Here is a 25,904-nt window from a genome sequence, read left to right as displayed (position 1 = left end):
TAACGTTAATTGGAGGTAAAAATGGCCGGACCGCTCGCGATTGGTGAGGACGCGCCCGATTTCGAAGTCGAGACCACGGAGGGGCGGATCCGCTTCCACGAGTGGCTCGGTTCGTCCTGGGGCGTGCTGTTCTCGCACCCCAAGGACTTCACCCCGGTGTGCACCACCGAACTCGGCGCCGTCGCCCGGATCAAGCCGGAATTCGACAAGCGCGGGGTCAAGGTCATCGGCCTCAGCGCCGACCCGGTCGACCGCCATGCCGGCTGGGCGGCCGACATCGAGGAGACCCAGGGCCACGCCCCGAACTTCCCGGTGATCGCCGATTCCGAGCTGGTGGTGTCGAAGCTGTACGGCATGCTGCCGGCCGATGCCGGGACCACCTCGGAAGGCCGCACTGCGGTCAACAACCAGACCGTGCGCAACGTCTACGTCGTCGGGCCGGACAAGAAGATCAAGCTGCTGATCTCCTACCCGATGACCACCGGCCGCAACTTCGACGAGGTGCTGCGGGTGATCGATTCGCTGCAGCTGACCGCGAAGCACAAGGTCGCGACGCCGGCGGACTGGAAGAATGGGGAGGATGTCATCATCGTCACCTCCGTCACCGACGAGGAAGCCCGACAGAAGTACCCGGCCGGCTTCAAGACGCTGAAGCCTTATCTCCGCACTGTTGCCCAGCCGCAAGACTGACAGCTCGACTAGGTCCCGGGCTCAGTCGAGCTCGGGAACCGTCTCCGGCGGCACCAGCCAGCCGGAGTTCGGCCGCAGCCGGTAGACGACGCGGCCGACGATGTTGCCGATCGAGATCGGGCCCATCTCGGCAACACGGCTGTCCATCGAGTTGTCCCGGTTGTCGCCCAGCACGAACACGGCGCCTGCTGGCACCACGCTTTCGGAAACGTCGTCCAGCATCCCGGCATCCGACATCTCGGCGATCTCGTAGGGCCGGACGCCGCTCAACGCCTCTTCGTAGACGGACACCGGCGTCGGACCGAGGGACAGGTCCAACTCCACGCGGCCCTTCGGGCGCCGCTCCACGACTTTGCCGTTCAGGACCAGCCGTCCCGCCTTCACGGCCACCCGGTCCCCCGGCGAGCCGATGACCCGTTTGACAAAGACCGTATCCGGGCTTGGCGGCCGAAAGACGATGATCTCGCCACGGCCGGGCATGGTTCCCGCAGCACGCAGATCGGCCAGCAGGACGTCCTTTTCTCCCAGCGTCGGCATCATCGACGAACTGCCCGTCGCGTAGCTCTTGACCGGGATGCCGGCGGCGGCGAAGCGGGCGGCGATGTCGGCGCCGTCCAGCCAGTCGCCGAACGTCGCCCCGGCGGCCCGGCCCGCCGACAGAGCCAGCAGGGCGGTGCCCGCCAGCCCGATCGCCTCGCGCCGGCGCATCATCGGCGCAGCAGGTCTTTCGCCATCATCATGTGCACGCCCTTGCAGCCATTGACGGTCTGGGTGATGCGCAGGTCGCCGGCCAGGCTGCACAGGGTGTAGGCGTCCTGGCGCGACAGCCCGGCGGTCTCGCCCAGCAGCACGATCATGTCGCGCAGCGCCATCACCGCGCATTGGTCCAGGTCCGGATCCATGCCCATGGTGATGTGGTGGGTCGGGGTCTCCGCCCGCGGATAGGCGAAGGACAGGTCGTCGCGGACGATCAGCTGGAAGGTGCCTCGCAGCGCCGTCTCGATCGCGGTGATGCAGACCTCGCCGTCGCCCTGCGCGCCATGACCGTCGCCGCAGGAGAACAGGGCGCCGTCGTTGAACACGGGCAAATAGAGGGTGGTGCCGGCCACCAGCTCCTTGTTGTCGATGTTGCCGGCATGGGCGCGCGGCTGGATCGAGCTGATCCTGCCCCAGCCCTTCGGCGGCGCCACGCCCATGACCCCGAAGAAGGGGTGCAGCGGCAGGTCCAGGCCCCAGGGCAGCCGGGCGGTGCCGGCCGCGGCGTCCAGCGGGATGTTGAGCAGCCGCGCTTCCTCGAAATCGTAGGGCAGGGTGCCGGCCAGCGGCCGGATCACGTTGTAGCCCCAGTCCTGGCGCAGGGCGACGTCGAGGATCCTCACCTCCAGCACCTGGCCCGGCCGGGCGCCGCGGACGGCGACCGGCCCGGTCAGGATATGGCCGGGGGTCGACCGGTCGCAGCGTTCATGGATCTGGTACAGCTCGGGGGGGACGTGGAAGTCGCCGCCCGGCAGCACCTCAGGCGGGCCCGACACCGAATCGATCACCACGGTGTCGCCGCTGTCGACGGTCAGCACCGGCTCCCGCGCGGCGTCGAAATAGCCCCAGGCGCAGGTCTCGGGCGAGGCAGGCAGGTGGTGCTGCGGCATGGTCGATTCCCCCTGGGATGATGATCCCACGCTCGGTCTTTTTCGCGCCGGATTCAATCCCTGAGGAGACAGACTTAGCCCTTCACCGCGCCGGCGGTCAGTCCTTGCACGAGATAGCGCTGGATCACCGCGAAGAAGATGCAGACCGGGATCAGCGCCAGCACCGAGGCCGCGGTCATCTGGCCCCAGTCGACGCCGAACTTGGCGACGAAGGTCAGCAGGCCGACGGCGAAGGTCTTCTGGCTGTCGGAGTTGATCAGCATCAGCGCGAACAAGAGCTCGCTCCAGGCCGCGGTGAAGACGAAGCCCAGCGTCGCGCCCATGCCCGGCAGGGTCAGCGGCAGGATCACCCGGCGCAGCGCCTGGAAGCGGTTGCAACCGTCGATCATCGCCGCCTCTTCCAGCTCCTTCGGGATCGAATCGAAGAAGGACTGCATCAGGAAGGTGGCGAAGGCGACGTTGAAGGCGCTGTAGATGACGATCAGCCCCATCAGGTTGTTGGTCAGGCCCAGCGGCGCCATCAGGCGGTAGACCGGCGGGATGATCATCACCAGCGGGAAGGTCTGGGTCAGCAGCAGCACGAACATCACCGCCGGCTTGGCCTTGAAGCGGAAGCGCGAGAAGGCGTAGCCGGAGGCCGAGGCGCAGACCGTCACCACCGCCGCCGTGGCGATCGAGACGATGACGCTGTTGATGAAGTAGCGCGGGAAGTTGCTGCTGGTCAGCACCGACCCGAAATTGCCCAGGGTCCATTCCGACGGCCAATAGGTGATACCTTCGGAGAACAAGAGCTGGGTCGGCGTGACCGAGATCTTGATTAGCCAGTACAGCGGGAACAGCGCGAACAGCAGGTAGGCACCGATGCCGAGATAGAAGCCGGTGCCGGTGGCGAGGCGGCCGAAGGGCGAGCGTCCGACGACGTTCATGGTCTCATTGCCCCGCGAGCAGGCTCTTGCGCATCCGGATCAGGATGCCGGCATAGAGCAGGAGGAGAAGCAGCAGCACGGTCGCGATGGCCGAGGCGTAGCCGAAGTCGAGCCGGGTGAAGGCCTGGGCGAAGATGTAGGTCGACAGGATGCTGGTGGAGTTGGCGGGGCCGCCATTGGTCATCACCCAGATCAGGTCGGCGAAGGTGGCGATCCAGATGGTGCGCAGCAGCACGGTGATGGCGATGGTCGGCGCCAGGAACGGGATGGTGATCTTGGTGAAGCGCTGCCACGCCGTGGCGCCGTCGATCGCCGCCGCCTCGTAGAAGTCGGACGGAATCGCCTGCAGCGCCGCCAGCAGGGTGATGGCGAAGAACGGGATGCCGAACCAGACATTGGCCAGGATCGGCCCCCACATCGCCAGGTCCGGGTCGGACAGGATGTTGAACGGCTCGGGCAGGATGCCCAGGCCGGCCAGCCAATAGGGCAGGGGCCCGACCACCGGGTTGAACAGCCAGGCGAAGACCAGGCCGGACAGGAAGGTCGGCACCGCCCAGGGCAGGAACACCAGCGCCTGCACCAGGCGCTTGCCGCGGAACGGCCGGTTCAGCAGCATCGCCAGCCCCAGCCCGCCGAAGAACTGGAAGAACAGGCTGCCGACCGTCCACCACACCGTGTTCTTCAGCGCCCGCCAGAAATTGGCGTCGTGCAGCAGCGTCTGGAAGTTCTTCAGCCCGACCCAGGAGCTCTTGAACGGCCCGAAATCCTGGAAGGCATAGGACAGCCCGACGATCAGCGGCACCAGCAGGCTGACCGTCAGCAGGATCAGCGCCGGGCTGAGATACAGCCAGGGCTCCAGCGCGTTTCCGAGCGTGCGGCGGAAGGATCCCGGGCGGGCGCCCGGGATCGCGTGGGTGGCTGTATTCATCGGTCGATGGCCCTTTCACCGTCATTGCCCGGCTTGACCGGGCAATCCAGGGGCCGCCAAGAACGGCTCTCACGGCCCCTGGATGCCACGGTCGAGCCGTGGCATGACAATGGAGAGAGGTCAGGCACTGAATTTCACCGTTATCGTCACTTCTTGCCGGCCAGGAACTTCTGCTGCGCGGCGGTGAGGTAGTCGGACCACTCCTTGGCCACGTCGGCGGTCTGCTTCTGGCCCAGCAGGGCCTCCTGGAAGCTCTGCACCGACATCACGTCGAAGAAGTAGCCGAACTCCTCGAGATGGGCCGGCCAGGGGATCGGCTGCCACTGCGGGTCGTTCAGCTCCTTGAACCAGCCGGCGTAGAGGTCGCCGGAGAAATGCGCGTCCTTCTCGGCGCCCTTGTGGATCGGCAGGACGCCGACGAACTTGGCCCATTCGATGTTCTGCTGGCTGTCGAGCAGGTAGGACATCAGCTTCCAGCTCTCCTCCTTGTGCTCGCTGTTGGCGAACATCGACCAGCCGGCATAGCCGATCGAGGGGTAGGCGTGGCCGCCGGGGCCGACCGGCATCGGCGCCACCGCGAAGTCCTCGGGCTTCATGTGGTCGAGGATGCCGATCATGGCGTCCGGATCGTTGTCCAGCATGGCGCAGGCGCCGGAATAGAAGCCGGTGACGGTCTCGTTGAAGCCCCAGTTCAGGCTGTCCTTGGGCGCTCCGCCGGCCTTGTACAGGTCGACCAGGAACTGCATGCCCTTGGCCGCGTCGGCGTCGCCGAGGGTCGAGGTGCCGTCGTCGTTGAAGAACTTGCCCTTGCCGTCCATGGTCAGCATGAAGAAGGCGGTGCCGCCGGTGCCGCCCTTGCCGCCGCGCAGGCAGTAGCCGGCCTTGCCGCCGCCCAGCGCGCCGATCTTCTTCGACACGTCCATGAACTCGTCGAGCGTCTTCGGCGGCGCGGCGATGCCGGCCTCCTTGAACAGCTTCTTGTTCCAGTACAGGCCGCGCAGATAGAAGCCGTAGGGCACCATGTAGGCGGTGTCCTTCACGGTCTTGGAGAACTGCACCGCACGCTCGCCCAGGGTCGGGGCCTCGTCCCATTTGGCGATGTAGGGGTCGAGGTTCTCGAGCTGGCCGTTGTTGGCGTAGAGCGACATCCAGCGTTCCGGCATCTCGGCGATGTCGGGGGTCTCGCCGGCCTGGACCATGGTCAGGAACTTCTCGAACGCCTCGCCCCAGGGCAGCGACACGATCTCGACCTTGATGCCCGGATTGGCGGCCTCGAACTTGTCGATCTGGCCCTTCAGGAACTCGGTCCGCTGCGGGCTGGTGATGACCTCGACCAGCTTGAGGTTGGTGTCGGCCAGCGCCGGGCCGGTGAAGGCGATCGCGGCCAGACCGGCCAAAAGCAACATCCGTTTCATTTTTGCCTCCCTGTTGAACGATGGAAAACGTGGATCAGCCGGCCGAGGCTCCGAGGGCGCGATCGAGGTCGCCCCACAGATCCTCGGTGTCTTCGAGCCCGACCGCGATGCGGACGATGCGCGGCGTCACCCCGAAGGCCGACATCGCGTTCGGCCCCTGGGCCTGGCGCAGCGACGCCTGGGCCGGGATCACCAGGCTTTCATGCCCGCCCCAGCTGACGCCGAGCTTGAACAGCCGCAGCCCGTCGACGAAGCGCGGCACGTCGACCCGCGCGTCGACCTCGAAGGAGAACAGGCCGCTGTGGCCGGTCAGCGTGGCGCCGCCCGGGTGGTTGGAGAACACCGGATGCAGCACCCGGGTGACCAGCGAATGATCGGCCAGGCGCCGGGCGATCGCCAGCCCGCTCTCCTGGTGCTGCCGCATCCGCAGCGGCAGGGTGCGCATGCCGCGGATCAGCAGCCAGGCCTCGAACGGCGACAGCTTGCCGCCGAGATACGGGTAGGTCAGGTCGTTGACCCGGGCGATGCGCTCGGCCGAGCCGGCGATCACCCCCGCCACCGTGTCGCTGTGGCCGCTGAGGTATTTCGAGGCCGAGTGGACGACCAGGTCGACCCCGTGCTTCAGCGGCTGCTGGAACAGCGGCGTCGCCCAGGAATTGTCGATGATGGTGGCCGCGCCATGCGCCTTGGCCAGCGCCGCCAGCCGGCCGATCTCCTGCAGGTCGAACACCATCGAGGTCGGGTTCTCGAGATACAGCAGCTTCGCCCCCGGCAGCGCCGCCTCGACCGCCGCGAGGTCGCCGGCGTCGACATAGTCGACGGTGACGCCGACCCGCGGCAGCAGCTTCTCGAAGAAGCGGTAGGCGTCGCCATAGACGTGGCGGGTGCACAGGATGCGGTCGCCGGCGCCGGCGATGCTGAGCACGGCGGAGCTGATCGCCGCCATGCCGCTGGCGGTGCCGCGCGCCGCCTCGGCGCCTTCCAGCGCCGCGATCTTGCGCTCGAACTCCTGCACCGTCGGGTTGTTGCCGCGGGAATAGATCGGCCGCTGGATCTGGCCCGAGAACGCCGCCTCCATCTCCGCATAATTGGCGAAGGTGAACAGCGAGGTCTGGTAGATCGGCGGCACCACCGCGCCGGACGGGAAGGCATCGTCATGCGCCAGCTGGGTGGCGGCGGCGTAGTCGTCGGCGGCGTAGTCGTCAGTCATGGTCTGGCCCGCGGTTCCGGTCGGCGTTGCGGATGTCTTCGTCGACCATGTCGATGATGGTCAGCGCGGCGTCGCGCGCCCCGTCCGGGTCGCGCCGGACGATCGCGTCGTACATCACGCGGTGATAGGGGAAGGTGCGGCCGGCGAAATCCGGCATGTCGAGCGGGTTTTCCCAGAAGCGGTGGAAGGCGTCCCGCATGCTGGCCAGGATCTGCTCGAAGATCGGGTTCTCGGTGGCACGGAAGATCGACTGGTGGAACTCCCAGTCCTGCTCCGGCGCGTCGCCGTATTTCAGGTGGTGCGCTTCCATGATGTCGAGCCGGCGGCCGATCTCGGCGACCTGCACGGGGGTCGCGCGGCGGGCGCAGATCGCCGCGGCCTCGCCCTCCAGCGCCCGGCGCACCTCCAGCGTGTGCAGCAGGGTGTCGACGTCGGAGGCGCGGTCGATGGTCAGCGGCATGTGGATGCTGGCGGTCGAGACCGCGACGCGCAGATAGGTGCCGCTGCCCTTGCGCATCTCAACGATGCCGAGGCCTTCCCAGCGCTTCAGCGCCTCGCGGATGGTCGAGCGGCTGACCTGCAGCTGCTCCGCCAGCTCGCGCTCCGGCGGCAGCCGGTCGCCCGGCTTGATGCCCGTCCGCTCGACATGCTCCGTCACCGCCACCAGCACGGCCTCGTCACGCGTCGGCGTGCGGACCGGCAGCAGCGATGAGGATCGGGGACGCAGGGACATCGGTAGGGTCGACCTTCAGAATTGGTCTGACATCCCGACCACATCTACGGGAGGAGCCGCCTCGCGTCAACCGGAACTCCGTAGCGCCGCACGCCCGCGCTAAAGGAGTCTCGATCGGGAATTCAGGAGCCTTATCAGCGGATTGGCACTCTCACGGCAAGAGTGCTGAAAATTTGTCGGCGGGCTCTTGACGGCTATTTTCGCGCTCCCCATGTCGCCCGAGCGAACCGGCGAGCCCGCATTCTCGAGGCTGCCGCTCGCGATCACATGACGAGAGATTGGCAAGATAGGAGTCCGCAATGACGTTCTGTCCGCTGCACGATCGCGTGGCCGTCCGCCGCCTCGACGGCGAGGAGAAGACCCGGGGCGGCATCATCATTCCCGACACCGCCAAGGAGAAGCCGCAGGAGGGCGAGGTCGTCGCCGTCGGCCCGGGGCTGCGGGACGAGACCGGCAAGCTGGTGCCGCTCGACGTGCAGGCCGGCGACCGGGTGCTGTTCGGCAAATGGTCGGGGACCGAGGTGAAGATCGACGGCCAGGATCTGCTGATCATGAAGGAATCCGACATCCTGGGCATCCTCGAAGGGGCCGCCGCGCAGAAGGCGGCGGCCTGATCGGAGCCGTCGGATCGTTTTTGAGGGAGTGATGAAATGGCTGCGAAGGATGTGAAGTTCTCCGTCGAGGCGCGCGAGAAGATGCTGCGCGGCGTCGACATCCTCGCCGATGCGGTCAAGGTCACGCTGGGCCCGAAGGGCCGCAACGTCGTGATCGACAAGTCGTTCGGCGCGCCGCGGATCACCAAGGACGGCGTCACCGTCGCCAAGGAGATCGAGCTCGCCGACAAGTTCGAGAACATGGGCGCGCAGATGGTGCGCGAGGTCGCGTCGAAGACCAACGACCTGGCCGGCGACGGCACCACCACCGCGACCATTCTGGCATCGTCCATCGTCAAGGAAGGGACCAAGGCGGTGGCCGCCGGCCTGAACCCGATGGACCTGAAGCGCGGCATCGACACCGCCGTCGAGGCGGTGGTCGCCGACCTCAAGGCCAATGCGCGCAAGATCACCCGCAACGACGAGATCGCGCAGGTCGGCACGATCTCGGCCAATGGCGATGCCGAGATCGGCAGGTTCCTGGCCGAGGCGATGGAGAAGGTCGGCAACGAGGGCGTGATCACGGTGGAGGAGGCCAAGAGCCTCGACACCGAGCTCGAGGTGGTCGAGGGCATGCAGTTCGACCGCGGCTACATCTCGCCCTATTTCGTCACCAATGCCGAGAAGATGCGGGTCGAGCTCGAGGATCCGTACGTCCTGATCCATGAGAAGAAGCTGTCCTCGCTGCAGGCGCTGGTGCCGCTGCTCGAGGCGGTGGTGCAGTCGGGCCGGCCGCTCCTGGTCATCGCCGAGGACGTCGAGGGCGAGGCCCTGGCCACCCTCGTGGTCAACCGGCTGCGCGGCGGCCTGAAGGTCGCGGCGGTCAAGGCGCCGGGCTTCGGCGACCGGCGCAAGGCGATGCTCGAGGACATCGCGGTGCTGACCGGCGGCACCGCCATCTCCGAGGATCTCGGCATCAAGCTCGAGACCGTCACGCTCGACATGCTCGGCCGCGCCAAGAAGGTGGTGATCGAGAAGGAGGCCACCACCGTCGTCGACGGCGCCGGTTCGAAGGCCGAGATCGAGGCCCGCATCCGGCAGATCCGGGCGCAGATCGAGGAGACCACCTCGGACTACGACCGCGAGAAGCTGCTGGAGCGTCTGGCCAAGCTGGCGGGCGGCGTCGCGGTGATCCGCGTCGGCGGCGCCACCGAGGTCGAGGTGAAGGAGCGCAAGGATCGCGTCGACGACGCGATGCACGCGACCAAGGCGGCGGTGGAGGAGGGTATCCTGCCCGGCGGGGGCGTGGCGCTGCTGCGCGCGCTGAAGGCCCTCAACGAGCTCAAGCCGGAGAATGACGACCAGCGGACCGGCATCGACATCGTCCGCCGTGCGCTGCAGGCGCCGGCGCGGCAGATCGCGGTGAATGCCGGCGAGGACGGCTCGCTGATCGTCGGCAAGGTGCTGGAGACGCCGGACTACGCTTTCGGCTTCGACGCCCAGACCGGCGAGTATGGCGACATGTACGCCAAGGGCATCATCGACCCTGCCAAGGTCGTCCGCGCGGCGCTGCAGGACGCGGCCTCCGTCGCCGGCCTCCTGGTCACCACCGAGGCGATGGTGGCCGAACTGCCGAAGAAGCCGGCCGCCGAGGCGCCGGCCCACGGCGCGGGCATGGACTACTGAGGCAACGTCCGGCCGCGGGGAGACGAGAGGCCGCCCGCCTCTCGTCGTCCGCGGCGGCAACTGAATCTCACCATCGAGCGCAACGGCGGGACGCAGACTGTTGCCGTCCAGGTCGCACCCGCCGGACGCTCGTGAACGAACGAGGAGGAGAACGGGAATGATCGGTTCGACATCGTTCATGACATCATCCCTCGGAATGCGCGTGCTGGCGGCGTACCGCTCCAGCCGCAAGGCAGGACATGATGAGTGGAGCGCCTGCGAGGCGGCGCTGGAGGTCGTCCGGCGTGCCCATCCGGAGGCCTCGGCAGATTTCGCCAACACCTTTGTTTCGGACGTGCTGCGCGAGGCCTACCCGCCGGAGCGCATCAGAGCCGCGGCGGCGCGGCCGCGGACGGCCGCCGTACCGCCTGCCCGGCGAAGCGGCCGGGACCTGCGACCGTCGGACAAGATCCATTTCCGGCGTCTGCCGGCTGCAAGGGCGACATCCGGTGCGACGCCCGATCTGCCGCGGTGATCGCGCCGGCGTCGCGCCTGCCGCCCATCACCCGTTGTGGTCGGTTCGCAACGGAGGGAAATCGCACTACCATGGCCGCCGGCGCGGTCGGCGAGGATCTGGATGCGGATGCGTGGATGGGCCCCGATCGCGATCGCCTGGACGCTGCTGTGCTGCGGCATGGCGGCCGCGGCGCCGGGCAAGGACGAGACGGTCGAGCAGGCGGTGTGCCGGCTGATCGAGGACTCCGCGACGGCGCAGAACCTGCCGCTGGAGTTCTTCACCCGGCTGATCTGGAAGGAAAGCCGGTTCCGGCCGCATGCGGTCAGCCCGAAGGGCGCGCGGGGCGTGGCCCAGTTCATGCCCGGCACCGCGAAGATGCGCGACCTGGCCGACCCCTTCGACCCCGAGACGGCATTGCCGGCCTCGGCCGCCTTCCTGGCCGAGTTGCGCGACCAGTTCGGCAATCTCGGCCTCGCCGCCGCCGGCTACAACGCCGGGCCGAATCGGGTCGCGAGCTGGATCGGCGGCCACGGCTACCTGCCGCTGGAGACCGAGGACTACGTCCAGTTCGTCACCAAGCGGTCGGCCGACGAATGGGTGCCGAAGCCGGACGGCAGCGTCCCCAGCTTCGACGGCAGCCCCAAGCCCTGCCTCGAGCTGCTGGCGTCGCTGAAGACCGAGGGTGACGACAGCGAGCTGCTGTCGCCGACCGCGCCCTGGCATGTCCAGATCGCCGGCAACTTCTCCAAGGGCCGGGCGCTGGCCGCCTATGGCCGGGTCCGCAAGCGCTACCCGCAGCTGATGGCCGACATCCAGCCGATGATCGTCGGCACCCGCATGCTCAGCATGGGCACGCGCCGCTTCTACCGGGTCAGCGTCCCGGCGCAGAGCCGGGCGGAGGGCAACCAGTTCTGCAGCCGCCTGCGCCGGGTCGGCGGCGCCTGCATCGTGCTGCGGAACTGACCGCGGCCGCCTCGGTTCCACCATCATCGCTTCTTAAACGAGACATCGACTTCCACTCGGGGCGCCGTCATTCGAATGAAAACGAAACTCGCTTTCTTGCCGATCATCGGAAGCCTGCTGGCGCTGAGCGGATGCATCGCCGCCGGAGGCGGCAGCGACATCGACGCCCGGGCGAGTGCGCTGGTCGGGCAGAAGATCGATGTGGCCACTGCCGAATTCGGCCCGGAGGATCATGAGGGCGGCTCGGCCACCCATCCCAACATCGGTACCGAGGCCGAGCCGCTGTATGTCCACAATTGGAGCCGCTACGGCAGCACCCAGCACCAGCGGTTCGTTCAGACCGGAACCGCATCGACGGGCCAGGCCCTGGTCGGCGTGATCCCGGCCGGCGGCGGGATGGCCGAGACCCCGCTGTACCAGGATCAATCCGCCCCGACCGGATATTACGAGCAGGACGGCGAGTCCTGCCTTCTCTACTTCACGACCGATCGGACCAACACGATCGTCCGATACGGCCTTCAGGGCGGATATTGCGACAGCCTGTTTGCCGACGGGGAATAGATCGGGGATGGCGACCTGCTGCGACGCCGCGCGCGGCCCCTTGAAGACGGCGGCAGCGGACCAATCCTCATTCCGACCATCTTTGGGGCCGAGTATCCCCCGAGGCCGGCGACCGTCGCACCGGACTTCCTGAGAGAGGGCATCATGCGCATCCGTCGTTCGCTGCTCGTTTTCGGCCTGGCGGGGGCCGTGGCTTCCTGCCAGAACCCCAACTACCAGAACACCGTCGGCGGGGCGGCCGTCGGCGGCTTGGCCGGGGCCGGCATCGGTGCCCTGGTTAGCGGCGGCAACCGCGGCGAGGGGGCCCTGATCGGCGCCGGCATCGGCGCGCTCGCCGGCGGCGCGATCGGCAACTACATGGACCGGCAGCAGGCCGATCTGCGGCGCAACCTGGCCGGCAGCGGCATCGGCGTGAACCGGCGCGGCGACAACCTGGTGCTGGAGATCCCGGGCGATGTCACCTTCGCCACCGATTCCGCCACCATCCGGCCGGGCTTCTATGGCCCGCTGGACAATGTCGCGGCGTCGCTGAACCAATACACCCAGACCTATGTCAACGTGGTCGGCTACACCGACAACACCGGCTCGGCCGAGTACAATCAGCGGCTGTCCGAGGCCCGGGCGCGGTCGGTGGCCGACTACCTGTCCTCTCGCGGCGTCTACGCGCCCCGGATCAACATCGGCGGCGGCGGCGAAAGCATGCCGAAGGCCAGCAACGCCACGGCGTCCGGCCGCCAGGCCAACCGCCGGGTCGAGCTGACGATCCGGCCCAACGGGCAGTGACCGGAGGGGCATTCATTCGACCAAAGGCGTAGGCCGCAACGCGACGGGTTCCCAACCCGGACGGGCACAGGCTAGGCTTCTTGCCGGACAACAAGATCCGCAACGGGTTGACGGATACAGAATCCGCAACGGGAGGAACGGCCATGCAGTTGAGTCGCGACGACCTTTTGCGTGCCTATCGACAGATGCGCCTGATCCGCGAATTCGAGGACCGGGTCCATCTCGAATTCGCCACCGGCGACATTCCGGGTTTCGTCCACCTCTATGCCGGTGAGGAGGCCAGCGCCGTCGGCGTCTGCCTGCACCTGACCGACCGGGATTCGATCGCCAGCACCCATCGCGGCCACGGCCATTGCATCGCCAAGGACTGCGATCCGGCGGCGATGATGAAGGAGATCTACGGCCGCAAGGACGGGCTGTGCGGCGGCAAGGGCGGGTCGATGCACATCGCCGACCTGTCGAAGGGCATGATGGGCGCCAATGGCATCGTCGGCGGCGGCCCGCCGCTGATCTGCGGTGCCGCGCTGGCGGCCAAGACGCTGGGCACCGGCGGCATCGCCGTGTCCTTCACCGGCGACGGCGGCTCGAACCAGGGCACCACCTGCGAGGCGCTGAACCTGGCCACGGTGTGGAAGCTGCCGGCGATCTTCGTGTTCGAGAACAACGGCTATGCCGAGGCGACGTCGAGCAAGTTCTCGGTCAGCTGCCAGGACATCGTCGACCGCGCCCACGCCTTCGGCATGCCCGGCATCCAGGTCGACGGCCACGACTTCTTCGCGGTGTGGGAGGCCGCGCGAGAGGCGGTCGACCGCGCCCGCTCCGGCGGCGGCCCGACCCTGATCGAGGTCAAGCTGAACCGCTACTACGGCCACTTCGAAGGCGATGCCCAGACCTATCGCGCGCCCGGCGAGGTCGATGCCATCCGGGCCCAGCGCGACAGCCTGGACATGTTCCGCAACCGGGTGACGGAGGCCGGTCTGCTGGAGGGCGCGCAGCTCGACGCCATCGATGCGGAAATCAAGCAGCAGATCGAGCGCGCCGTGGTCGACGCCAAGGCCGCTTCGGTGCCCGGCCCGGCCGATCTGCTGACCGACGTCTACGTCTCGTATTGAGGGAGGCAGGCCATGTCCAAGAAAAGCTTCCGCCAGGCGATCAACGAGGCGCTGGCCCAGGAGATGCGGCGCGACCCGCGCGTGATCCTGATGGGCGAGGACGTCTCCGGCGGCTCCGGCGCGCCGGGCGAGCAGGACGCCTGGGGCGGGCCGCTCGGCGTCACCAAGGGGCTGCACAAGGAGTTCGGCCCGACCCGGGTGCTCGACACCCCGATCACCGAAAGCGCCTTCATCGGCGCCGCGGCCGGCGCGGCGGCCAGTGGCCTCAGGCCCGTGGCCGAGCTGATGTTCGTCGACTTCATGGGCGTCTGCTTCGACCAGATCTTCAACCAGGCCGCCAAGTTCCGCTACATGTTCGGCGGCAAGGCGGTGACGCCGCTGACCATCCGCACCATGTACGGCGCCGGCTTCCGCGCCGCGGCCCAGCACAGCCAGTGCCTGTACCCGCTGTTCACCCACATCCCCGGGCTGAAATGCGTCATCCCGTCCTCGCCCTATGAGGCCAAGGGCCTGCTGATCCAGGCGATCCGCGACGACGACCCGGTGATCTTCTTCGAGCACAAGGTGCTGTACGACATGGAGGAGGAGGTGCCGGACGAGCCCTACACCATCCCCTTCGGCGAGGCCAACCTGGTGCGCGAGGGCGAGGACGTCACCATTGTCGCCATCGGCCGCATGGTCCAGATGGCCAAGGCCGCGGCTGACGCACTGGCCAAGGAAGGCATCGACTGCACCATCATCGACCCGCGCACCACCTCGCCGCTCGACCTCGACACCATCCTGGAGAGCGTCGAGGAGACCGGGCGGCTGGTGGTGGTGGACGAGGCCAGCCCGCGCTGCAACATGGCGACCGACATCTCCGCCCAGGTGGCCGACCACGCTTTCGCCAGCCTGAAGGCGCCGATCAAGATGGTGTCGCCGCCGCACACGCCGGTGCCGTTCGCCGCCGCGCTGGAAGACCTCTACGTGCCGAATGCCGACAAGGTGGCGGCGGCGGTGCGCACGGTGATGGGCGCGCCGGGCCGGCGGGAGGCCGCGGAATGAGCGGGACGATTCATCCCATCACCATGCCGAAATGGGGCTTGGCGATGACCGAGGGCCTGCTCGCCGCCTGGACCGCGGCGGAAGGCGCGCGGATCGAGCCGGGCACCGAGATCGTCGACATCGAGACCAGCAAGATCACCAACGCCCTGGAATCCCAGGTCGCCGGCACCCTGCGCCGGCGGGTGGCGGAGGAGGGGCAGACCCTGCCGGTCGGCGCCCTGCTCGGCGTCGTGGTCGAAGGCGAGGTGGCGGAGGCGGAACTCGACAGCTTCATCGCAGCGTTCCAGGCCGAGGCCGCGGCGGCGGCCGAAAGTGCCGCCCCACCGCCGGAGCCGAAGGTCGTCCAGGCCGGCGGCCGGGCGATCCGGGCGCTGGTGACGGGCGAGGGCGACGGCACGCCGGTGGTGCTGATCCACGGCTTCGGCGGCGACCTCAACAACTGGCTGTTCACCCAGCCAGCATTGACCGGTCGATCGGTCAATTCCATCGACCTGCCCGGCCATGGCGGATCGAGCAAGGATGTTGGTGCTGGGGATCTGGCGGCGCTGTCCGGCGCGGTGCTGGCCTATATGGACGCCGCCGGCATCGCCAGGGCCCATCTGGTCGGCCATTCCCTGGGCGGCGCGGTAGCGCTGTCCCTGGCGCTCGACGCGCCCGAGCGGGTGGCATCGGCGACGCTGATCGCCCCGGCCGGGCTGGGGGCGGAGATCAATGGCGGCTACATCGACGGCTTCATCACGGCGCAGAAGCGCAAGGACCTGAAGCCGCATCTCGAGGCGCTGTTCGCCGACCCGGAGCTGGTGACCCGCGACCTGGTCGAGGACGTGCTGAAATATAAGCGGCTCGACGGCGTCGACGCGGCCCTGAAGGCGATCGCCGGACAGGTCTTCCCCGATGGCCGCCAGGCGGTGTCGCTGCGCGACCGGCTCGGGACCCTCAAGGTGCCGGTCCAGGTGGTGTGGGGCACCGCGGACGCCATCCTGCCGGCCGCCCATGCCGACGGGTTGCCGGCGGCGATCGCGGTGCACCGCTTCGATGGCAAGGGCCACATGGTGCATATGGAGGCTGCGGCCGAGGTCAACCGGCTGATCGGGGACTTCGTCGCCGCGCATTGAGCGCGGCGGCTCAGCTCTCCGGCAGGGTCTTGTCGCCCTCGCCGAGGGGCCGCTGCATCAGCACGCTGTCGACCCAGCGGCCGAACTTGAAGCCGATCGAGGGCAGCAGGCCGGTGCGGGCGAAGCCCATCGCCTCGTGCAGCCCGATCGAGGCGATGTTCGCGCTGTCGCCGATCACCGCCACCATCTGCCGCGCGCCGGCCTCGGCGCACAGGTCGATCAGCCGCTGCAGCAGGGCCCGGCCGATGCCGTGCCCGGTCATGTCGGCGGCGATATAGATCGAGTTCTCGACGCTGTAGCCATAGGCCGGCCGGCTGCGATAGGGCCCGGCATAGGCGAAGCCGGCCACCATCCCGTCGACCTCCGCCACCAGATGCGGCAGGCCGCGGCCGATGACGTCGAGCCGCCGCCGCGCCAGCTCCGCCACGTCCGGCGGGATCTCCTCGAAGGAGGCGAGGCCGGTCAGCACATGATGGGCGTAGATCGCCTGGATCGCCGGCAGGTCGGCAGGGACTGAAGGGCGGATGAGAGGCACTGATGGAACCGGTTTGTCGTGGTGGCCGCGCACCATGGCGGGGACGCGGCCGCAGGGCAACATCCAGTTGCGACGGGCTATCAGGCGGGATAGCCTTCGGCCCGCGTGCAAGACGCATCCGGTCCGCGGGAAGGGCAGCGCCCCCTTGTGAGAGACGAACGCAGAGCTGCGTCGATCCTTCTTTCTGCCCGATGATGCGGATGCCGGGCGTGTGAAAGGAGGAGCGTCATGCCCCATCCCTATGCCCAGGACCTGCCCGCCTCGCCCGATCCGGAGCAACAGAAGAAGCGCGCCAAGGACCTGCTGAAGGCCCTGCGCGCCGGCAGCGCCGAGGCGCTGGCCCGCATCCGCTACAGCCATCCCCGGCTGGCCCATCGCGGCGATGCCGAGATCACCGCCGCCGCGAAGCTCAGCGATGCACAATGGGTGATCGCCCGCGAATACGGCTTCGCCAGCTGGCCGAAGCTGCGGGCTCATCTGGCCGGAAGCCCGCCGGAGATCGCCCGGCCGTTCGAGACCGAGCTGCAATACTACCGCGACCGCGCCGCCGGCATCCGCAGCAACCACCGCACCGGCGAGGCCGGATCGCTGCGGCTGGTGCAGCGCTTCCATCCCCGCTTCGCCGCAGTGTCGGAGGCGGAGATCCGGGCCGCGGAGTTGAGCGAGGCCGATGCCGAGCTGATCGTCGCCCGCGCCCATGGCTTTGCCGACTGGGCCGGCTTCGCCAACCGGATCGAGGCGATGAAGGCGGGGCGGGCGGAGGAACCGTTCCGCACGGCCTTCGAGGCGATCCGCAGCGACGACCGTGCGGCGCTGGCCGCAGTGCTGGCGGCGCATCCCGATCTGGTCAACACCCGCGGCACCAACGGCAACCGGCTGCTGATGCTCGCCATCTCGATGAACCGGCTGGATCAGGCCGGGGACCTGCTCGATGCCGACGCCGATCCCAATCTCGCCAACGACAAGGGCTGGGGCCCGCTGCACGACATCGCCTATGGCGGCGGCCGTGGCGACCGCGAGGCGCGGCTGGCCCTGGTCGACCGGCTGATCGCCGCCGGCGGATCGGTCGAGGCCGAGGCCTATGGCGATGGCGGCACGCCGCTGGCGGTGGCGCTGTTCTGGGGCCACACGGTGATGGCCGAACGGCTGGCGGCGGAGGTGGTCGCGCCGCTGAACCTGCGCATCGCCGCCGGGCTCGGCCGCCTCGACCTGATCGGTCTGTTCTTCGACGGGACAGGGGCGCTGCGGCCGGAGGCCGGGCACCATCGCGGCTTCTACCGGCCGCACAGCGGCTTCCCGGAATGGCACATGACCGACGCGCCGCAGGAGATCCTGGACGAGGCGCTGACCTGGGCCGCCTGCAGCGGCCGGATCGAGGCTATGGCGGCGCTGCTGGCCCGCGGCGCCGACATCGATGCGGCACCCCACAATGGGGCCGCGCTGCACTGGGCGCTGCTGAGCCATCGGGCGGAGACGGTGGAGTGGCTGGTCGGGCAGGGGGCCGATATCGACCGCCGCGTCGCCTGGGGCGACACCGCCGACGTCACCCCGCTTCACATGGCGGCCGGCTGGGCCGACGACCTGCGCGGCGCCCGGCTGCTGCTGGCGCGCGGCGCCGACCCGGCGGTGCGCGACCGCACCTATGACAGCACGCCGCTCGGCTGGGCCGAGCATTTCGGGCATCCTGAGATCGCGGCGCTGCTGAAGGGCGAGACCCCTGCCTGACCGGGCTTCGGCAACGATCCGCCTGCCGGATCGGGTGGATCGTTGCCGATCCGATATCCCGATCGTATGAAAGCTGACTGAAAGCTTCGCGCCGTCATCGTGTCGCCATCGCGCCTCGGGGCCGGCTTCGGCTGCCACCCCGGGGCAGCGCCGGCCCCGGGTGGTCCAGGGCCGCAAGAGAGATCGGGAGGAGACACGATGGTGCGCCATCATTCGAGAAGCCTCGCCTGCGCGCTCGCCTTCGGCGCCGTGCTGGCATCGTCCGGTGCGGCCTTGGCCGAGGACAAGATCACCATCATCGTCGGCGGCATGGAGAAGCAGATCTACCTGCCGGCCGTGCTGACCCAGCAGCTGGGATACTTCAAGGACGAAGGGCTGGACGTCGAGCTGCTGAACAGCCGCGCCGGTGTCGAGGCCGAGAACGAGCTGATCGCCGGCGCCGTGCAGGGTGTGGTCGGGTTCTACGACCACACCGTCGACCTGCAGGCCAAGGGCAAGTACATCCAGACCATCGTCCAGTTCAGCCAGGCCCCGGGCGAGGTCGAGATGGTCTCGTCCAAGCTGGCGGACCAGATCAAGTCCCCGGCCGACTTCAAGGGCCAGACCCTCGGCGTCACCGGCCTCGGCTCCTCCACCGACTTCCTGACCCAGTACCTCGCCGTGCGCGGCGGGCTGAAGGCGGGCGACTACACGCTGCTGCCGGTCGGCGCCGGCAACACCTTCATCGCCGCGGTGAAGCAGGAGCAGATCGCCGCCGGCATGACCACCGAGCCGACCATCGGGCAGCTGCTGAAGACCGGTGACGCCAAGATCCTGGTCGACATGCGGACGCCGGAAAAGACCGCGGCGGCGCTGGGCGGCCCATACCCGGCCGCGTCGTTCTACGTCCAGTCCAGCTGGGCCGAGGGCCACAAGGAAGAGGCCCAGAAGCTGGCCAACGCCTTCGTCAAGACGCTGCGCTACATCTCCAGCCACAGCGCCGAGGAGATCGCGGCCCTGATCCCGAAGGACTACTATGTCGGCGACAAGGACTCCTATGTCCGCGGCCTGGCCGAGGGCAAGGCGATGTTCACGCCGGACGGCCGCATGCCGGATGGCGGCCCGCAGACGGTGCTGAAGGTGCTGCAGGCCTTCAGCAAGAACGTCCAGGGCAAGGAGATCGACCTGTCCAAGACTTACACGACGGAATTCGTCGACGCGGCGGCCAAGACCCTCGGCTCCGCCCAGTGATCCGTTCCGGCCGGGCGTGATCGCTTCGGCGATCCGCCCGGCCGCCCCGACGACCTCTCATCGTCGCCCGTTCCTCTTCCTCGTCATCCCCGCGAAAGCGGGGATCTCCAGACGGTCCAACCGCCGAAGAGATTCCCGCTTTCGCGGGAATGACGGGAGGGAATGCGCGCGGAGGACCCGCCATGTCTCTCTCCGTCTCTTCTGCATCCTCAGGCCCAGTCCCGGTCCTGAACGCGATCCCGGCGATCGAGCTGGTCAATGTCAGCCGCCGCTTCGTCACCCCCGACGGCCGCATGCTGACCGCGCTGCGCGACTTCAACATGACTGTCGGGCGGGGGGAATTCGCCTGCGTCGTCGGCCCGACCGGCTGCGGCAAGTCGACCACGCTGAACCTGGTCACCGGCCTGGCCCGGCCCAGCGCCGGCGAGGTCCGGCTGATGGGCGCGCCGATCACCGGCATCGACCCCGGCATCGGCTTCGTGTTCCAGGCCGACGCGCTGTTCCCATGGCGCAGCGTGCTGGACAACGTCGCCGCCGGGCCGCTGTTCCGCGGCGAGAAGAAGAAGGCCGCCTATGAACGGGCCCGCGACTGGATCGCCCGGGTCGGTCTGTCCAAGTTCGAGGGCCACTATCCGCACCAGCTGTCGGGCGGCATGCGCAAGCGCGTGGCCCTGGCCCAGACCTTCATCAACGAACCCAAGATCCTGCTGATGGACGAGCCGTTCAGCGCGCTCGACATCCAGACCCGCACGCTGATGCAGGACGAGCTGCTGGCGCTGTGGTCCGGCTCCGGCGCCTCGGTGATCTTCGTCACCCACGACCTGGAGGAGGCGGTGGCCCTGGCCGACAAGGTCTATGTGCTGACTGCGGGCCCGGCCACGGTCAAGGCGGTCTACGACATCGCCCTGCCGCGGCCGCGGGTGATGAGCGAGATCCGCTACGAGCCGGAGTTCATCGAGATCGCCCGCGTGATCTGGGACGACCTGCGCGAGGAAGTGCAGATCGGCCAGCAGCGCGCCATGGGCCAGGCCCACTAGGGCGGAGGGGGAGGAGACATGACCATGACCATCACCGCGACCCATGGCGGTGCGGCCGTGCCGACCGCCGCCGAGATCGAAGCCGGCATCCAGGCCCGGATGCGCCGCCGCCGCCTGCTGGTGATCACGCTGCGCATCGCCATCCTGGTCGTCGCCCTGGGCGGGTGGGAGATTTCCACCCGGGCCGGCTGGGTCGACCCGTTCTTCTTCGCCATGCCGTCCGGCATCGCCGATCAGATCTGGACCTGGATCACCGAAGGCACCTCCCAGGGACCCTTGTGGTACGAGATCCTGGTGACGCTGGAGGAGACGACCATGGGCTTCGCCATCGGCGTGGCCGGCGGCGTCGCCTGCGGCATCCTGCTCGGCCGCAACAAGCTGCTGGCCGACGTGTTCAGCATCTACATCAAGATCGCCAATTCGGTGCCGCGCGTGGTGCTGGGGTCGATCTTCATCATCGCGCTCGGCCTCGGCATGCCGTCCAAGGTGGCGCTGGCGGTGGTGATGGTGTTCTTCGTCGTCTTCGCCAACGCCTTCCAGGGCGTGCGCGAGGCCGACCGGGCGATGATCGCCAACGCCCAGATCCTCGGCGCCTCCTCGTTACAGATCACCCGCTCGGTGGTGATCCCCTCGGCGATGAGCTGGATCCTGGCCAGCCTGCATGTCAGCTTCGGCTTCGCCCTGGTCGGCGCCGTGGTCGGCGAATTCCTGGGCGCGCGGCACGGCGTCGGCCTGCTGATCGCGACCGCACAGGGCGCCTTCAACGCCAACGGCGTGTTCGCGGCGATGATCATCCTCGCGGTGCTGGCGCTGGGGGTGGAGTACCTCATCACCATCGTCGAGAACCGGCTGGTGAAGTGGCGCCCGGCGCCCTTCAACGAGCACGCCTAAGTCGCAGCGCGCCGGGGCAGTGCCATCTCCCTCAGGGCAGGATGGCGATGCCCCGGCCGGCGAAGAAGCGGTCGAAGGTCTCGACCGGCAGGGCCACGGCCTCGCGGGCGGCGCGGTCGTGGCCCGACGGGTTGTGGAACACCAGCCGGCCGTCTTCGAAGCCATGGACCAGGACCAGGTGCCCGCCCTTGGCGGGCGCTTCGCTTTCGGGCCGCCGGATCGACGGGTGCACCGACGCGATGAAGAACTGCGCCCCGCGCAGGATGCCGGGAATGCCGCGGGCGGTGATGCCGGTGACGATCTGGGCGGACAGGCCGAACTCCGCCCGCACGAAGGCGACGAAGGGGGCGTAGATCAGGCCCTTGATCGCCTCGCCCTCGACGACGTAGCCGCCATGGGCGGTGGCGCCGCGGGCCAGCTCCAGCAGTGGCGGCGCCCGGCCGGTGCGTGCGGCCAGCACCATCTTCAGGCAGGCCATGCCGCAGATGTGGTCGGCCCAGCGCGCATAGTCCGCCGCGTCCGTGGCGCCGGACTTCGCCCAGTTCGGATCCTCGGCCAGCGGCAGCCGGCCGGCCAGGATGTCCTCGGCGCGGTCGGGCGATTCCCATTGCGAGAAGTAGGGCACGGGGCTGGCCGGGGCCCGCTGCGAGATATCGTCCATCCGCTGATCAATCCCTTCCGTCTTCCGCCGCCGGCAGGCGGATCTCCGCGACCAGGCCGTGGCCGCTGGCCGGGTCGCGCAGGCGCACCGCGCCCCCTGCGGTCTCCACGATTTCCTTGACGATCGCAAGCCCCAGGCCGCTGCCGGCGCCCTCGGTGCCGAGGATCCGATAGAAGCGCTCGAACACCTGGTCGCGCTCGGCCGCCGGGATGCCCGGGCCATTGTCCTCGACCCGCAGCAGCGCCATGGCCCCTTCGGCGGCGACGGCCACCGTCACCACGCCGCCGGCTGGGACGTAGCGCAGCGCGTTCTCGACCAGGTTGACCACCGCCTCGCGCAGCATGGTCTCGTCGCCGCGCACGGCGATGCCGGGATCGCCGTCGAGGCCGAGATCGATGCCGCGCTCCACCGCCAGCCCGGCCAGGGGTTCCAGGGCCTGGCGCGCCAGGTCGTGCAGGTCGATCCGGTCATGGCGCGGGCGCCGGCTGCCGGGGGCCGCGCGCGACAGCGTCAGCAGCTGGCTGGCCAGATGCGCCAGCTGGCCGGCACTGCGCTGCAGGGCAGTCAGGGCCTCGGTCCGGGCCGGCTCCTCCGGCTCGCGCAGGGCATAGCTGGCCTGGGTGTTCAGCAGCGCCAGCGGCGTGCGCAGCTGGTGGGCGGCGTTGGCGACGAAGCGGCGCTGCGCCGCCATCTGGCGCTCGACCCGCTCCATCAGGTGGTTCAGCGCCCCGACCAGCGGCCGCAGCTCGGTCTGCACCGAATCGACCGCGAAGGGCATCAGCTCGTCCGGCCGGCGGCGCTGCACGGCGTTGCGCAACCGCAGCAGCGGTGTCAGCCCGCGCGCCAGGCCGATCAGGGCCAGGATGCCGGCCACCAGCAGCAGCAGGCTCTGCTGCCCCAGCGCCCGCAGCCACAATTGCCGGGCCAGCGCCGCATGGCTGTGCAGGGTGACGCCGACCGCGACCTCGACCGGGCTGGCGGCCCCGGCGCCGACCACCGGATGGCTGATGGCGATCAGCCGCAGCCCCTCGTCGCGATAGGGCTGCTCCAACGCGGCGGGATCCTCGCCCTCGGCGGTCATCGCCGCCAGCGGCAGGTCGGGATAGCCGGTCAGCAGCCGGCCCTCGGCGGTCTGGACGCGGTAGTAGACCCGGTCCTGGTTGCCGGTGGCGAACATCTCCAGCGCCACCGGCGGGATCAGCGCCTCGATCACGCCGCGGTCGACCCGGGTCTGCTCGGCGATGGCCCGGGCCGAGGCCAACAGCATGCGGTCGGTCACCAGGTCCGCCGTCGCCGCCGCGCCGCGATAAGTGGTCCAGACATTGACCGCGACCACCCCGGCCAGGGGCACGATCAGCCACAGCAGCAGCTCGAGGCGAAGGCTCCTGATCCTCATGGATCCTCGTGGCGCAGCAGATAGCCCAGGCCCCGCAGGGTCACGATGCGGACGCGGCCGCCTTCCAGCTTCTTGCGCACGCGGTGGACATAGATCTCGATCGCGGTCGGGTCGGCGTCGTCGTCGAATCCGAATACGCTCTCCGACAGCTTGGTCTTGCTGACGGTCTGGCCGGATTTCAGCAGCAGCTGCTCCAGCACCGCATGCTCTCGGGGCGTCAGCAGCAGCGCGCGTTCGCCCAGGCGGAACTGCCGCAGATTGGTGTCGAGCGAGAGGTCGCCGCAGCTGATCACCGGGCTGGTCCGGTCATGCGCCCGGCGCAGCTGGACCCGGATCCGCGCCTCCAGCTCGGCGATCTCGAACGGCTTGGCCAGATAGTCGTCGGCGCCCTCGTCCAGCCCGGTGACGCGGCCGTCCAGGCTGGCATTGGCGGTCAGGATGATCACCGGGGTGCGGCTGCCGCGGCGGCGCATCCGCCGCAGCACCTGCAGCCCGTCCAGCTTGGGCAGGGTCAGGTCGAGGATGACCAGGTCGTAGTCCTGCACGCTGAGGACATGGTCCGCGTCCTCGCCGTCGGCGACGCAGTCGATGGTGTAGTTGTCGCGCCGCAGCAGCTTGGCGAGCCATTCCGCCAGCTCGGCATTGTCTTCGACCAGGAGCAATCGCATGGCGCCACAGCGCCACCGGGCGGGGCGCGCGTCAAGCTCTGGAATGGGATGGGCCGGAAAAGCGAAAGCCCCGCTGGGGGCGGGGCTCTGGTCCAATGACCGGGTGTTTGGCTGGGGGACTAGGAGCCCCATCGACCCGATCACCAACCTCATCAACAGATTGGAATATCTTGCATTTCGGCCACATATGCAACAGGAATGTGTAACGTCAGCGTGTAACGTTAGCCGGGATCGGGGGCCTAATGGCCGACCTACGCTTCCTCCTCCAGCGCCGTCAGTCATGGTACCTGAGGGCGACAGTACCTAGCCATCTGCGGAAAGCGGAGGGGCGCGCGGAGTGGGTCATCTCCCTCAAGACTCGGGACCTGTCCGTTGCGCAGCGAGAGCGATGGGCCTGGGTGTCCTCCTTGCAGGCCCGTTGGGTGGACATGGAGGCCGGCCGGTCTGTGCCCGCGAAGCCCGCCCGAGGGACCACAGCGGTTCAACCTGGGGCGTCACCCTCTGCCATCTACCAGGAGACGTTGCGGTGGGCGCGGGAAGCCTTCCCTGAAACCGAGGGTTATGAGGGTGGGCCTGATGATGCCGACGATCCGAGCGAGGCCGGGCTCGAGTTGGAGGCCGAACCGCTGGTTGAACGCTTGCAGCGGGAGAAGTTTGAAGGCGTCCCCGCCAATCTGACGGTAGAGGAAGAAGCCCGCCTGGGTGCCCTGAGCGCGCGCCTTTCGGAACTGCGACAGGGTGAGCCTGCCGCGCCCCCGGCTCAGTTCATGCCCACGGTGAGCGAACTTGCCAAGGCCTACCACCAGGAGCGGCAGCGAGACCCGAGGTCCGCCTTGAAGGGCCAAACGGTGGGTCAGGAGGAGGCCGTGTTTCGCCTGTTCTCGTCATTCTGGGGGGACAAGCCGCTTGCCCGTGTTCGCCCACGGGATGCCGTCCAGTTCTTCGACAAGGTGGCCCGCCTCGATCCTCACTGGGGCCGGTCACCGGACACCAAGAAGCACTCCTTCACGGAACTTCTTAAGCTGCACGGGGAGGGGCCAAAGGGACTCTCGAACAAAACGATCAATCGATACGTCTCGTCCCTGACCGGTTTGTGGGATTGGGCGAAGAAGCGGGAGGCGGTGGCGGGGGCGAACCCCTTTGAGGAACAGTTTCGCAAGGTGGTGAAGTCGCAGAAGACGCAGCGCATCGCGTTCTCGCCGGACCACATCACGGCCATCCTCAGGGCCTCAAGTAAGGGCCGCCAGGATCTCTACCGGCGGCCCATGTGGTGGGTCACTCGCATTGCCTTGTTCACGGGCATGCGGCTGAATGAGATATGCTCGCTGGACCGGGAGGACGTTCGGCAGGAACATGGGGTGTGGGTCTTCGACATCACCGAAGCCAAGAGCGAGGCCGGGGTGCGCGTGGTCCCGGTCCATTCGGAGTTGAACCGGCTGGGCTTGCTGGACCATCTGCCAGAGGCCGGCCCGATCTTCCCCGAGTTGGCCCCCGCCGGCCCCGACAAGAAGCGCTCGTGGTACCTGTCGCGGGCCTTCACCGTCTTGCGCAGGGCCGCCAAGGCCTCGTCAATTGACCCCAGGACGGGAGAGGATCGGCTGGTCTTCCACTCATTCCGGCGGAACGTCATCACCTGCTTGGACCGTGCCCGCATCCCAGACGGCGAGATAGCCCAGGTGGTCGGGCACGAGAAGAAGTCGTTCACCCTCTCGACCTACAGCGACGGGCACCTACTACGCCATCTGCGGGACGAGGTTGTGGAGAAGATTGCGTACCCGGAAGTGCCCGCCGATGCCCTGGAGGAGGGCAAGCCGGTGCCTGGGAAGATCCGCCCGAGGTTGGAGCGGCGGCCGGCGTAGG

At 68.5% G+C, this 25,904-nt stretch carries 26 protein-coding genes and 1 pseudogene; 16 read left to right on the top strand and 11 right to left on the bottom strand.

Annotated features, from left to right (window positions below; translation table 11 throughout):
- Nucleotides 1-21: 21 nt before the first annotated feature.
- The gene (locus tag AB4112_RS32415; protein WP_309799679.1) at nt 22-690 is read left to right on the top strand and encodes a peroxiredoxin; all 669 of its coding nucleotides are present in this window, start codon (nt 22-24) and stop codon (nt 688-690) included.
- 21 nt (nt 691-711) lie between these two features.
- Here AB4112_RS32415 and lepB read toward each other — a convergent pair whose 3' ends face one another.
- The 7 genes from lepB to AB4112_RS32380 all read right to left on the bottom strand — a co-directional run bounded on the left by lepB (nt 712) and on the right by AB4112_RS32380 (nt 7,548).
- Entirely contained in the window at nt 712-1,401 is a 690-nt protein-coding gene (lepB, locus tag AB4112_RS32410; RefSeq protein ID WP_441725955.1) for a signal peptidase I, read from the bottom strand.
- On the bottom strand, nt 1,398-2,336 hold the full coding sequence (locus tag AB4112_RS32405) for an acetamidase/formamidase family protein (protein WP_441725953.1): 939 nt from the start codon (nt 2,334-2,336) through the stop codon (nt 1,398-1,400). The genes lepB and AB4112_RS32405 overlap by 4 nt, the downstream gene beginning before the upstream one ends.
- 74 nt (nt 2,337-2,410) lie before the next feature.
- Nucleotides 2,411-3,262: a carbohydrate ABC transporter permease gene (locus AB4112_RS32400; RefSeq protein ID WP_309799673.1), complete on the bottom strand. Its 852-nt coding sequence runs from the start codon at nt 3,260-3,262 to the stop codon at nt 2,411-2,413.
- A 4-nt stretch (nt 3,263-3,266) separates the two neighbouring features.
- Entirely contained in the window at nt 3,267-4,190 is a 924-nt protein-coding gene (locus tag AB4112_RS32395; protein WP_441725950.1) for a carbohydrate ABC transporter permease, read from the bottom strand.
- Nucleotides 4,191-4,336: 146 nt separating this feature from the next.
- Complete coding sequence (locus AB4112_RS32390) at nt 4,337-5,605, bottom strand: ABC transporter substrate-binding protein (RefSeq protein ID WP_309799668.1); 1,269 nt, start codon at nt 5,603-5,605, stop codon at nt 4,337-4,339.
- Nucleotides 5,606-5,639: 34 nt separating this feature from the next.
- Nucleotides 5,640-6,815, bottom strand: a complete 1,176-nt coding sequence (locus tag AB4112_RS32385) for an aminotransferase class I/II-fold pyridoxal phosphate-dependent enzyme (RefSeq protein WP_309799666.1) — start codon at nt 6,813-6,815, stop codon at nt 5,640-5,642.
- Nucleotides 6,808-7,548: a FadR/GntR family transcriptional regulator gene (locus AB4112_RS32380; protein WP_309799664.1), complete on the bottom strand. Its 741-nt coding sequence runs from the start codon at nt 7,546-7,548 to the stop codon at nt 6,808-6,810. The genes AB4112_RS32385 and AB4112_RS32380 overlap by 8 nt, the downstream gene beginning before the upstream one ends.
- Nucleotides 7,549-7,847: 299 nt before the next feature.
- On the opposite strand from AB4112_RS32380, the gene AB4112_RS32375 reads away from it, so the two are divergent.
- The 9 genes from AB4112_RS32375 to AB4112_RS32335 all read left to right on the top strand — a co-directional run bounded on the left by AB4112_RS32375 (nt 7,848) and on the right by AB4112_RS32335 (nt 15,901).
- Nucleotides 7,848-8,162, top strand: a complete 315-nt coding sequence (locus tag AB4112_RS32375; protein WP_309799662.1) for a co-chaperone GroES — start codon at nt 7,848-7,850, stop codon at nt 8,160-8,162.
- 36 nt (nt 8,163-8,198) lie between these two features.
- Nucleotides 8,199-9,827, top strand: coding sequence for a chaperonin GroEL (gene groL, locus AB4112_RS32370; protein ID WP_309799660.1), 1,629 nt, complete (start codon nt 8,199-8,201; stop codon nt 9,825-9,827).
- A gap of 196 nt (nt 9,828-10,023) precedes the next feature.
- A complete protein-coding gene (locus tag AB4112_RS32365; RefSeq protein ID WP_441725944.1) occupies nt 10,024-10,341 on the top strand; it encodes a hypothetical protein in 318 nt (105 codons plus the stop codon).
- Between the two features lie 108 nt (nt 10,342-10,449).
- Nucleotides 10,450-11,286 carry a lytic transglycosylase domain-containing protein gene (locus AB4112_RS32360; RefSeq protein WP_309799656.1) on the top strand — a complete coding sequence of 279 codons (837 nt, stop codon included), beginning with the start codon at nt 10,450-10,452 and terminating at the stop codon, nt 11,284-11,286.
- 96 nt (nt 11,287-11,382) lie between these two features.
- A complete protein-coding gene (locus tag AB4112_RS32355) occupies nt 11,383-11,847 on the top strand; it encodes a hypothetical protein (protein ID WP_309799654.1) in 465 nt (154 codons plus the stop codon).
- Nucleotides 11,848-11,991: 144 nt separating this feature from the next.
- Nucleotides 11,992-12,630 (top strand): OmpA family protein, encoded by a 639-nt coding sequence (locus AB4112_RS32350; RefSeq protein ID WP_309799653.1) that lies wholly within the window; start codon nt 11,992-11,994, stop codon nt 12,628-12,630.
- Nucleotides 12,631-12,773: 143 nt separating this feature from the next.
- A complete protein-coding gene (locus AB4112_RS32345; protein WP_309799652.1) occupies nt 12,774-13,742 on the top strand; it encodes a thiamine pyrophosphate-dependent dehydrogenase E1 component subunit alpha in 969 nt (322 codons plus the stop codon).
- Nucleotides 13,743-13,754: 12 nt separating this feature from the next.
- Nucleotides 13,755-14,786, top strand: coding sequence for an alpha-ketoacid dehydrogenase subunit beta (locus AB4112_RS32340; protein WP_309799650.1), 1,032 nt, complete (start codon nt 13,755-13,757; stop codon nt 14,784-14,786).
- Nucleotides 14,783-15,901, top strand: a complete 1,119-nt coding sequence (locus tag AB4112_RS32335; RefSeq protein ID WP_441725938.1) for an acetoin dehydrogenase dihydrolipoyllysine-residue acetyltransferase subunit — start codon at nt 14,783-14,785, stop codon at nt 15,899-15,901. The genes AB4112_RS32340 and AB4112_RS32335 overlap by 4 nt, the downstream gene beginning before the upstream one ends.
- Before the next feature lie 10 nt (nt 15,902-15,911).
- Here AB4112_RS32335 and AB4112_RS32330 read toward each other — a convergent pair whose 3' ends face one another.
- Nucleotides 15,912-16,436 (bottom strand): GNAT family N-acetyltransferase, encoded by a 525-nt coding sequence (locus tag AB4112_RS32330; protein ID WP_441725935.1) that lies wholly within the window; start codon nt 16,434-16,436, stop codon nt 15,912-15,914.
- 228 nt (nt 16,437-16,664) lie between these two features.
- Between AB4112_RS32330 and AB4112_RS32325 the strand changes: the two genes are divergently transcribed.
- From AB4112_RS32325 to AB4112_RS32310, 4 genes are all read left to right on the top strand, one after another.
- Nucleotides 16,665-18,161 carry an ankyrin repeat domain-containing protein gene (locus tag AB4112_RS32325; protein ID WP_441725932.1) on the top strand — a complete coding sequence of 499 codons (1,497 nt, stop codon included), beginning with the start codon at nt 16,665-16,667 and terminating at the stop codon, nt 18,159-18,161.
- A gap of 198 nt (nt 18,162-18,359) precedes the next feature.
- Nucleotides 18,360-19,391, top strand: a complete 1,032-nt coding sequence (locus AB4112_RS32320) for an ABC transporter substrate-binding protein (RefSeq protein WP_441725929.1) — start codon at nt 18,360-18,362, stop codon at nt 19,389-19,391.
- 182 nt (nt 19,392-19,573) lie between these two features.
- Entirely contained in the window at nt 19,574-20,428 is an 855-nt protein-coding gene (locus AB4112_RS32315) for an ABC transporter ATP-binding protein (RefSeq protein ID WP_441725926.1), read from the top strand.
- Nucleotides 20,429-20,452: 24 nt separating this feature from the next.
- Nucleotides 20,453-21,319 (top strand): ABC transporter permease, encoded by an 867-nt coding sequence (locus tag AB4112_RS32310; protein WP_441725923.1) that lies wholly within the window; start codon nt 20,453-20,455, stop codon nt 21,317-21,319.
- A 31-nt stretch (nt 21,320-21,350) separates the two neighbouring features.
- Here AB4112_RS32310 and AB4112_RS32305 read toward each other — a convergent pair whose 3' ends face one another.
- From AB4112_RS32305 to AB4112_RS32295, 3 genes are read right to left on the bottom strand one after another with little or no spacing between them, the layout of a single operon-like run.
- Complete coding sequence (locus AB4112_RS32305; RefSeq protein ID WP_441725920.1) at nt 21,351-21,980, bottom strand: C39 family peptidase; 630 nt, start codon at nt 21,978-21,980, stop codon at nt 21,351-21,353.
- A gap of 7 nt (nt 21,981-21,987) precedes the next feature.
- A complete protein-coding gene (locus AB4112_RS32300) occupies nt 21,988-23,376 on the bottom strand; it encodes a sensor histidine kinase (protein WP_441725918.1) in 1,389 nt (462 codons plus the stop codon).
- A complete protein-coding gene (locus tag AB4112_RS32295; RefSeq protein WP_309799632.1) occupies nt 23,373-24,044 on the bottom strand; it encodes a response regulator in 672 nt (223 codons plus the stop codon). Before AB4112_RS32295 ends, AB4112_RS32300 begins: the two co-directional genes overlap by 4 nt.
- A gap of 242 nt (nt 24,045-24,286) precedes the next feature.
- Between AB4112_RS32295 and AB4112_RS32290 the strand changes: the two are divergent.
- Both AB4112_RS32290 and AB4112_RS32285 read left to right on the top strand, forming a co-directional pair.
- Nucleotides 24,287-24,463: pseudogene (locus AB4112_RS32290) on the top strand (DUF6538 domain-containing protein); the annotation flags it as partial.
- Between the two features lie 102 nt (nt 24,464-24,565).
- Complete coding sequence (locus tag AB4112_RS32285; RefSeq protein WP_441726030.1) at nt 24,566-25,903, top strand: site-specific integrase; 1,338 nt, start codon at nt 24,566-24,568, stop codon at nt 25,901-25,903.
- Nucleotide 25,904: the final 1 nt, after the last annotated feature.

The sequence above is a fragment of the Inquilinus sp. 2KB_23 genome, from assembly GCF_052115705.1.
GTDB lineage: Bacteria > Pseudomonadota > Alphaproteobacteria > DSM-16000 > Inquilinaceae > Inquilinus > Inquilinus ginsengisoli_A.
Note: the sequence above shows the minus strand (reverse complement) of the source record. Positions and strands in the feature narration are given on the sequence as shown.

Excerpts from the sequence above, each read along its gene's own strand:
- AB4112_RS32350 (WP_309799653.1), top strand. The coding sequence starts at position 11,992 with ATGCGCATCCGTCGTTCGCTGCTCGTTTTCGGCCTGGCGGGGGCCGTG.
- AB4112_RS32365 (WP_441725944.1), top strand. The coding sequence starts at position 10,024 with ATGCGCGTGCTGGCGGCGTACCGCTCCAGCCGCAAGGCAGGACATGAT.
- AB4112_RS32380 (WP_309799664.1), bottom strand. The coding sequence starts at position 7,548 with ATGTCCCTGCGTCCCCGATCCTCATCGCTGCTGCCGGTCCGCACGCCG.
- AB4112_RS32390 (WP_309799668.1), bottom strand. The coding sequence starts at position 5,605 with ATGAAACGGATGTTGCTTTTGGCCGGTCTGGCCGCGATCGCCTTCACC.
- groL (WP_309799660.1), top strand. The coding sequence starts at position 8,199 with ATGGCTGCGAAGGATGTGAAGTTCTCCGTCGAGGCGCGCGAGAAGATG.
- AB4112_RS32325 (WP_441725932.1), top strand. The coding sequence starts at position 16,665 with ATGCCCCATCCCTATGCCCAGGACCTGCCCGCCTCGCCCGATCCGGAG.
- AB4112_RS32315 (WP_441725926.1), top strand. The coding sequence starts at position 19,574 with ATGTCTCTCTCCGTCTCTTCTGCATCCTCAGGCCCAGTCCCGGTCCTG.
- AB4112_RS32310 (WP_441725923.1), top strand. The coding sequence starts at position 20,453 with ATGACCATCACCGCGACCCATGGCGGTGCGGCCGTGCCGACCGCCGCC.
- AB4112_RS32415 (WP_309799679.1), top strand. The coding sequence starts at position 22 with ATGGCCGGACCGCTCGCGATTGGTGAGGACGCGCCCGATTTCGAAGTC.
- AB4112_RS32385 (WP_309799666.1), bottom strand. The coding sequence starts at position 6,815 with ATGACTGACGACTACGCCGCCGACGACTACGCCGCCGCCACCCAGCTG.
- AB4112_RS32295 (WP_309799632.1), bottom strand. The coding sequence starts at position 24,044 with ATGCGATTGCTCCTGGTCGAAGACAATGCCGAGCTGGCGGAATGGCTC.
- AB4112_RS32335 (WP_441725938.1), top strand. The coding sequence starts at position 14,783 with ATGAGCGGGACGATTCATCCCATCACCATGCCGAAATGGGGCTTGGCG.
- AB4112_RS32305 (WP_441725920.1), bottom strand. The coding sequence starts at position 21,980 with ATGGACGATATCTCGCAGCGGGCCCCGGCCAGCCCCGTGCCCTACTTC.
- AB4112_RS32340 (WP_309799650.1), top strand. The coding sequence starts at position 13,755 with ATGTCCAAGAAAAGCTTCCGCCAGGCGATCAACGAGGCGCTGGCCCAG.
- AB4112_RS32345 (WP_309799652.1), top strand. The coding sequence starts at position 12,774 with ATGCAGTTGAGTCGCGACGACCTTTTGCGTGCCTATCGACAGATGCGC.
- lepB (WP_441725955.1), bottom strand. The coding sequence starts at position 1,401 with ATGATGCGCCGGCGCGAGGCGATCGGGCTGGCGGGCACCGCCCTGCTG.
- AB4112_RS32400 (WP_309799673.1), bottom strand. The coding sequence starts at position 3,262 with ATGAACGTCGTCGGACGCTCGCCCTTCGGCCGCCTCGCCACCGGCACC.
- AB4112_RS32405 (WP_441725953.1), bottom strand. The coding sequence starts at position 2,336 with ATGCCGCAGCACCACCTGCCTGCCTCGCCCGAGACCTGCGCCTGGGGC.
- AB4112_RS32395 (WP_441725950.1), bottom strand. The coding sequence starts at position 4,190 with ATGAATACAGCCACCCACGCGATCCCGGGCGCCCGCCCGGGATCCTTC.
- AB4112_RS32360 (WP_309799656.1), top strand. The coding sequence starts at position 10,450 with ATGCGTGGATGGGCCCCGATCGCGATCGCCTGGACGCTGCTGTGCTGC.
- AB4112_RS32375 (WP_309799662.1), top strand. The coding sequence starts at position 7,848 with ATGACGTTCTGTCCGCTGCACGATCGCGTGGCCGTCCGCCGCCTCGAC.
- AB4112_RS32320 (WP_441725929.1), top strand. The coding sequence starts at position 18,360 with ATGGTGCGCCATCATTCGAGAAGCCTCGCCTGCGCGCTCGCCTTCGGC.
- AB4112_RS32300 (WP_441725918.1), bottom strand. The coding sequence starts at position 23,376 with ATGAGGATCAGGAGCCTTCGCCTCGAGCTGCTGCTGTGGCTGATCGTG.